We start from the raw sequence: 6524 nt of genomic DNA on the forward strand, positions 1-6524 counted from the left end.
CTGTTCGGCGGCATGTTCATCTGGGCGCTGGCTGAGGTGATCGTGCTGAACCGCGTGGCACCCCCCGGCCCCTATCACGAGGTTCCGATCAAGAAGGAAATCACGGCGGTCATTGCTGCCGTGGTTGTGTTTGCCATCGCCGCCGCCGTGCATAGCTGGCTCGGCTACAACCCGTTTGGATAAGCCATGAAACTTTACCGACTGCTCACCGAAGACGACAACGCTGCCTTTTGCCACAAGGTCACGGATGCATTGAACAAGGGCTGGGAATTGCACGGCTCCCCCAGCTATGCCTGGGACGCGGGCAAGGGCGTGATGCGCTGCGGGCAAGCGGTGGTGAAAGAAGCGCCGGGTATTTATACGCCCGAAACCAAGCTCGGCCAGCATTGAACCCGGCATAAATGCGCAGAAGCACACCCTTCCCACGATGCGTAGGGTGTGCTTCAGCGCACCCGACTTCCAAGGACCACCGCGATGAAAACCAACCCCGGCCGCTTTTTTGAGGATTACCGCTTGGGCGAGGTGATCCACCATGCAACGCCGCGCACGGTGGCGGAAGGCGAGCGCGCGCTTTACCATGCGCTGTATCCGGCGCGGCATGCCCTGTATTCCTCGGACGATTTTGCCGGGAATTGCGGGTTGGAGGGGTCGCCGCTGGATGATCTGATCGCCTTTCACACGGTTTTCGGCAAAACCGTGCCGGATATCTCGCTCAACGCGGTGGCGAATCTCGGCTATGCCGATGGGCGTTGGCTGTTGCCGGTGTATCCCGGCGACACGCTGCACGCGCAATCCGAGGTGATCGGGTTGAAACAGAATTCCAACGGGAAATCCGGCGTCGTCTATGTCCGCACGCGGGGGCTGAACCAGCGCGAGGAGGAAGTATTGAACTATGTGCGCTGGGTGATGGTCCGCAAGAACCGCGATACGCCTGCGCCGGAACCCGTGATCCCGGCGCTGCCCGGATCTGTCGCGCCCGAACGGTTAATCATTCCCCACGGCCTTGATTTCACTCGCTATGATTTCAGCCAGGCGGGGGAGGCGCATCGCTGGGGCGATTACGCGATTGGCGAACAGATCGACCATGTGGACGGTGTGACGATTGAGGAAGCCGAGCATATGATGGCCACGCGCCTGTGGCAGAACACCGCCAAGGTACATTTCGACGCGACTCAGCGGGACGACGGGCGGCGACTGATCTATGGTGGCCATATCATCAGCCTTGCGCGGGCGCTGTCGTTCAATGGTTTGGCCAATGCGCAGATGATCGTGGCATTGAACGCGGGCGCCCACGCCAACCCGTGCTTTGCCGGAGATACGGTGCGGGCGTGGTCGGAAGTGTTGGAGAAGGCGGAAACAGCCGCGCCCGGTGTCGGGGCAATCCGCCTGCGGTTGGTCGCGGTGAAACATGGCGCGACGCCATTTGTCTTGCGCGGTGCAGATGGAAAATATGATCCCTCGGTGTTGCTCGACCTCGATTATTGGGCATTGATGCCGGAATAAGTGACGATCCAATTTTGTGATCACAAAAATCGCGAGGATTTCGTTCACCGCCGAATTCCGCATTCGCGCCAGGATATTCGTGATCACAAATACCTTCATGTGATCACATAGGTCTTTTTCTGCACTTGCAGCATTGAAAACACTTGCATTCCCCGCTCTCAAGGCGTGACTTGGGGGGGAAATACGCTATTCATAGAGAACAGCAGCAAGCCCCGCGCGCCGATCCCGCAGGGCGCAGCCACGAGGGAAACAGCATGAATAACGCAACGCAGGCCGGGGCAAGCCAGTCGGGGCCAAAGCGGGTCGAACGCCCACTTTCGCCGCATCTTCAGATTTACCGCCCACAGCTTACCTCGATGACCTCGATCCTGACGCGGATTACGGGCAACGGGTTGATCGTCGGCACCCTGCTTGCGGTTTGGTGGCTGGTGGCGGCGGCGACCGGGCCGGAGGCATTTGCGACAGCAAATGCGGTGGCAACCTCGTGGTTCGGCGATCTGGTGTTTGCCTGCTCGGCCCTCGGGCTTTGGTATCATTACCTTGCCGGCTTGCGGCATCTGTACTTTGATGCGGGCCACGGGTTGGATATTGCGACTGCGGAAAAGCTGGGCTGGGCCTGCCTTGGCGGCTCGGTCATCCTGACCATCATCACCATCATCATCGTGCAATAAGAGGGCGATCATGCGTTATCTGACAGACCGCAAACGCGCCGTTGGCAACGGCTCCGCCCGTAGCGGCACCGAACATCACTGGTATATGACGGTTTCCGCCGTGGCGCTGGCCTTCATGGTGCCGACCTGGATCTACATTTTCGGTGCGGCCCTTGGCGGCACGCGGGAGGAGGTTGTGGCGACCTTCGGCCAGCCGTTCGTTGCGATTCTGACCGGATTGGTGCTGTTCGTCGGGATGCAGCATTTCGCCAAGGGTGCTACGATGATGATCGAGGATTATGCAAAAGGGTCGATGCGCAAGGGCTTGGTGATCCTTGCGATCTCACTCTCTTATGCGATCACGGCAGCCGGGATTTTTGCGCTGGTCCGCATGGCGTTGTGACCGGCGATGACTTTTGACACGGCATATCGGGATTGTCTGATGAGAGCCGAAAAGCTGGGGCCGCTGGCCTCTGTACAGACAAACGCAGTCCGCGCGGCGGTGCTTTCCGTTGCAAAGTGCCTGCGCAAGACAGTTGAAAAGGGTGTACGACTATGACCGCCTATGAATATGAAACCCATGAATATGATGTCGTCGTGGTCGGCGCGGGTGGTGCGGGGCTGCGCGCCACGCTCGGCATGGCAGAACAGGGCTTGCGCACAGCTTGCGTGACCAAGGTGTTCCCGACCCGCAGCCACACGGTCGCCGCACAAGGCGGGATTGCCGCCAGCCTGTCGAACATGGGGCCGGACAATTGGCAGTGGCATATGTATGACACCGTTAAAGGGTCTGACTGGCTTGGCGATATGGACGCGATGGAATATCTGACCCGCGAAGCCCCCAAAGCGGTCTATGAGTTGGAGCATTACGGCGTTCCGTTTTCGCGCACCGAAGAGGGCAAGATTTACCAGCGCCCCTTTGGTGGCCACACCACCGAGTTTGGCGAAGGCCCACCGGTGCAGCGCACCTGTGCCGCCGCTGACCGTACCGGCCACGCGATCCTGCACACGCTCTATGGCCGAAGCCTGAAAGAAAAGGCGGAGTTCTTTATTGAGTATTTCGCCCTTGACCTGATCATCACCGATGGCCGCTGCACCGGTGTCGTTTGCTGGAAGCTGGACGATGGCACCATGCATGTGTTCAACGCCAAGATGGTGGTGTTGGCCACCGGCGGCTATGGCCGTGCCTATTTCAGCGCCACTTCGGCCCATACCTGCACCGGAGACGGCAATGGCATGGTTGCCCGCGCCGGTCTGCCGTTGCAGGATATGGAATTCGTGCAATTCCACCCGACCGGGATTTACGGCGCCGGCTGTCTGATTACCGAAGGCGCGCGCGGCGAAGGCGGTTATCTGACCAACTCCGAAGGCGAGCGGTTCATGGAACGCTATGCCCCGCATTATAAGGATCTGGCCAGCCGCGACGTGGTTTCGCGCTGCATGACAATTGAAATTCGCGAAGGGCGCGGGGTGGGGCCGAACAAGGACCATCTTCATTTGAACCTGTACCATCTGCCGAAAGAAACCCTCGACCTGCGGCTTCCGGGCATTTCGGAATCAGCGCGCATCTTTGCCGGCGTGGACTTGCAGAAAGAGCCGATCCCGGTATTGCCCACTGTGCATTACAATATGGGCGGCATTCCGACGAACTACTTTGGCGAGGTGTTGAACCCGACCAAGGACAAGCCCGATGCGGTGTTCCCCGGCCTGATGGCGGTGGGGGAGGCAGGTTGCGCTTCGGTGCATGGCGCGAACCGTCTCGGCTCCAACTCCTTGATCGACCTTGTGGTCTTTGGCCGCGCTGCCGCGATCCGCGCGGGCGAGATTCTGGACCCGAAAGCGCGGGCGCATGCCGTGGATACCGCCCATGTCGACAAAATCCTTGAACGGTTCGACAGGATCCGCAACGCCAGCGGCGGCACGCCAACAGCGGAATTGCGGATGGAGATGCAGAAAACCATGCAGGCCGATGCAGCGGTGTTCCGCACCGACAAGACGCTGGCGGACGGCGTGAAGAAGATGACGACGATTGCCGCGAAACTCGACGATCTGCATGTCACCGACCGCTCGCTGGTGTGGAATACCGATCTGATGGAGACGCTGGAGCTGTGCAACCTGATGCCCTGCGCTTTGGCGACAATCGTGGCGGCAGAGGCGCGCAAGGAATCGCGCGGTGCCCACGCGCATGAGGATTATCCCGACCGTGATGATGCCAACTGGCGTATCCACTCGCTTGCGCATGTCGATGGCAACAAGGTGAAACTAAGTTATCGCCCGGTCCATACCGAACCGCTGACAAAGCAGAAGGATGGCGGCATTGATCTGAAACGGATCGTGCCGATGAAGCGGGTGTATTGATGAAATACGCCGCGCCCCTCGCTGTGGTGGGCCTGCTTGCCGGTTGCGCCGGCAACGGTGCGATGCCCGACACACCCTTGCAACGGGCGAAAGCGGTGGTTGCGGCGTCATTGGTTGGAACCGCGCCGCAATATCTGATGCCACGGATTGCCGATTGTGTGGCCGGAAACGCCAGCACGGCGGAGATTGACAGCCTGCAAGCCGCAATTGACCGCGCGCCTAACGCCGCAACCCGCACCACAGCGCGCGCCATCCTGCGCCGCGCTGAGACCCGTTCCTGCCTGCTGCGTCATGGTGTCCGTTTGGTGAAAGGCTAGGCGCATGATTCGCAAACTCGCCCTGATTGCCCTGTTGGCCGGATGCACCACCAATCCGGTGGATGCCGTCGCACGTTCGGCTGCGAAATCGGTGGTGCTCCCGGTGGTGCAACAACGTCTGCCCGGCCCACAGGCCGAGGCGGTCGCGATTTGCGTGATCGACAATGCCGACAGCAACGAGATCCTGTCGCTCGCCCGCGATGTCGGCACCCGCGCTGGCACCAGCACAGTGCAAAACATTGCCACGATCCTGCAACGTCCCAACACCATCCAATGCGTGTTGCGCGCCGGGATTCCGGGGCTGGCGATATGACGCAAAGCCTGCTCCTGCTGCTGCCCTGCCTACTGATCCTGACTGCTTGCGGCCCGATCCCGCTGGCGCAAGCCGAACGGCAATGTGCGATCCGGGCGCGCGATGCCTCCGGTCCGCATGGCGAGGTGGCGGTGGGGATCGGCAACGGCAAGGCCCGCAGCCGCGTTCGGGTTGACCTCAGCGCCGATTACCTTTTGGGCCGTGACCCGGAGGCGGTTTATAATCAATGTGTGCTGAATGCCTCGGGGCAGATGCCGGCGCGGCCATTGGCGTTTCAACCGGGTTGGAGAGGCTGACGGATGGCGCAGGACGAACCCCAGCTTGACCGCGCCATGGTAAACCGCTTCTTGCGGCGCAAAGGTCTGGTGGCGATGGCGGAGAAATCCACCGCGAAACATCTGCAAAGTTTCGGCCTTACCCCGGATGTGGTGTTCGATATCGGCGTCGATACCGGTACGCCCTTCCTGTATGAGGCGTTCCCGAATGCGCAATTCGCCCTGATCGACCCGCGCGCGGAATCGCGTGTGGCGTTGAAATCGCCGGAAGCCCCCGCCAAAGCCCGTTTCTTTGAAACCGCACTGGGGGCGGAACCCGGCGCGCTGACCTTGCATATTCCACATTCCGACAAGGGCGAACAAGGTGCCATGGCCAGCCTGCGCACCCGCACCGACCAGCTTGCCGCCAAGTTTACCCGCATGGAGCAGCGTGAGGTTCCTGTGACGACGCTTGATGCGATTGCAGCGGAGTTTCAGGGTCGGCTTGGCCTGAAAATAGACACCGAAGGTTTTGAGCATGAGGTGCTGTCGGGGGCGGCCCTAACCCTTCTGCGCACCGATTTCGTCATCTTGGAAATGTCGCTGACCCAGCGTTTTGCCGGAATCGCCCCACCCAGTCACCTGATCACCCGCTTGGCCGATGCCGGTCTTGAATTCCGCGATGTCTTGCGGATGACCGGCGATGGCCGTGGCGGCGGCGCGCCGCGCCTGATGGATGTCCTGTTTACCCGGTGGCAGCCCGATGCCCCGCCCCCCACAACCAGAATAATTTAAGGAGAGGGACCGATGGTTCAATTCACCCTGCCCAAAAACTCCACTATCCGCACCGGCAAGACCTGGCCGAAACCGAGCGGCAGCAACCTGCGCAAGTTCCAGATTTACCGCTGGTCGCCCGATGATGGCGAAAACCCGCGCGTTGACACCTATTTCGTCGATATGGACACCTGCGGCCCGATGATGCTCGACGCGCTGATCAAGATCAAAACCGAGATTGATCCGACGCTGACCTTCCGCCGCTCCTGCCGCGAAGGGATTTGCGGATCTTGCGCGATGAACATTGGCGGCATCAACACGCTGGCCTGTATTTACGGGTTGGATGAGGTGCAGG

11 protein-coding genes are annotated in these 6524 nt (G+C 60.6%); all 11 read left to right on the forward strand.

Annotation, left to right across the window (positions count from 1 at the left end):
* Positions 1–183, forward strand: a 183-nt coding sequence (locus L0H65_RS12060) for an NnrU family protein (RefSeq protein WP_367651989.1), incomplete at its 5' end; no start/stop codon positions are given.
* Positions 184–186: 3 nt separating this feature from the next.
* Complete coding sequence (locus L0H65_RS12065; RefSeq protein WP_301459300.1) at positions 187–390, forward strand: DUF1737 domain-containing protein; 204 nt, start codon at positions 187–189, stop codon at positions 388–390.
* A gap of 84 nt (positions 391–474) precedes the next feature.
* Entirely contained in the window at positions 475–1503 is a 1029-nt protein-coding gene (locus L0H65_RS12070) for a MaoC family dehydratase (protein WP_301459301.1), read from the forward strand.
* A gap of 254 nt (positions 1504–1757) precedes the next feature.
* Positions 1758–2174, forward strand: coding sequence for a succinate dehydrogenase, cytochrome b556 subunit (sdhC, locus tag L0H65_RS12075; protein ID WP_301459302.1), 417 nt, complete (start codon positions 1758–1760; stop codon positions 2172–2174).
* Between the two features lie 10 nt (positions 2175–2184).
* Entirely contained in the window at positions 2185–2556 is a 372-nt protein-coding gene (gene sdhD / locus L0H65_RS12080; RefSeq protein ID WP_301459303.1) for a succinate dehydrogenase, hydrophobic membrane anchor protein, read from the forward strand.
* 152 nt (positions 2557–2708) lie between these two features.
* Entirely contained in the window at positions 2709–4511 is a 1803-nt protein-coding gene (sdhA, locus tag L0H65_RS12085; protein ID WP_301459304.1) for a succinate dehydrogenase flavoprotein subunit, read from the forward strand.
* Entirely contained in the window at positions 4511–4828 is a 318-nt protein-coding gene (locus L0H65_RS12090; RefSeq protein WP_301459305.1) for a hypothetical protein, read from the forward strand. Before sdhA ends, L0H65_RS12090 begins: the two co-directional genes overlap by 1 nt.
* A 4-nt stretch (positions 4829–4832) precedes the next feature.
* Entirely contained in the window at positions 4833–5141 is a 309-nt protein-coding gene (locus L0H65_RS12095; RefSeq protein WP_301459306.1) for a hypothetical protein, read from the forward strand.
* Entirely contained in the window at positions 5138–5437 is a 300-nt protein-coding gene (locus L0H65_RS12100) for a hypothetical protein (RefSeq protein ID WP_301459307.1), read from the forward strand. Before L0H65_RS12095 ends, L0H65_RS12100 begins: the two co-directional genes overlap by 4 nt.
* 3 nt (positions 5438–5440) lie before the next feature.
* A complete protein-coding gene (locus tag L0H65_RS12105) occupies positions 5441–6190 on the forward strand; it encodes an FkbM family methyltransferase (RefSeq protein ID WP_301459308.1) in 750 nt (249 codons plus the stop codon).
* Between the two features lie 12 nt (positions 6191–6202).
* Positions 6203–6524: 2Fe-2S iron-sulfur cluster-binding protein (locus tag L0H65_RS12110; protein WP_301459309.1), on the forward strand; the 322-nt coding region annotated here is incomplete at its 3' end.

The sequence above is a fragment of the Pseudorhodobacter sp. genome, assembly GCF_030452865.1.
Classification (GTDB): Bacteria; Pseudomonadota; Alphaproteobacteria; order Rhodobacterales; family Rhodobacteraceae; genus Pseudorhodobacter.

Excerpts from the sequence above, each read along its gene's own strand:
- L0H65_RS12105 (WP_301459308.1), top strand. The coding sequence starts at position 5,441 with ATGGCGCAGGACGAACCCCAGCTTGACCGCGCCATGGTAAACCGCTTC.
- L0H65_RS12100 (WP_301459307.1), top strand. The coding sequence starts at position 5,138 with ATGACGCAAAGCCTGCTCCTGCTGCTGCCCTGCCTACTGATCCTGACT.
- L0H65_RS12065 (WP_301459300.1), top strand. The coding sequence starts at position 187 with ATGAAACTTTACCGACTGCTCACCGAAGACGACAACGCTGCCTTTTGC.
- sdhA (WP_301459304.1), top strand. The coding sequence starts at position 2,709 with ATGACCGCCTATGAATATGAAACCCATGAATATGATGTCGTCGTGGTC.
- L0H65_RS12070 (WP_301459301.1), top strand. The coding sequence starts at position 475 with ATGAAAACCAACCCCGGCCGCTTTTTTGAGGATTACCGCTTGGGCGAG.
- sdhC (WP_301459302.1), top strand. The coding sequence starts at position 1,758 with ATGAATAACGCAACGCAGGCCGGGGCAAGCCAGTCGGGGCCAAAGCGG.
- L0H65_RS12090 (WP_301459305.1), top strand. The coding sequence starts at position 4,511 with ATGAAATACGCCGCGCCCCTCGCTGTGGTGGGCCTGCTTGCCGGTTGC.
- L0H65_RS12095 (WP_301459306.1), top strand. The coding sequence starts at position 4,833 with ATGATTCGCAAACTCGCCCTGATTGCCCTGTTGGCCGGATGCACCACC.
- sdhD (WP_301459303.1), top strand. The coding sequence starts at position 2,185 with ATGCGTTATCTGACAGACCGCAAACGCGCCGTTGGCAACGGCTCCGCC.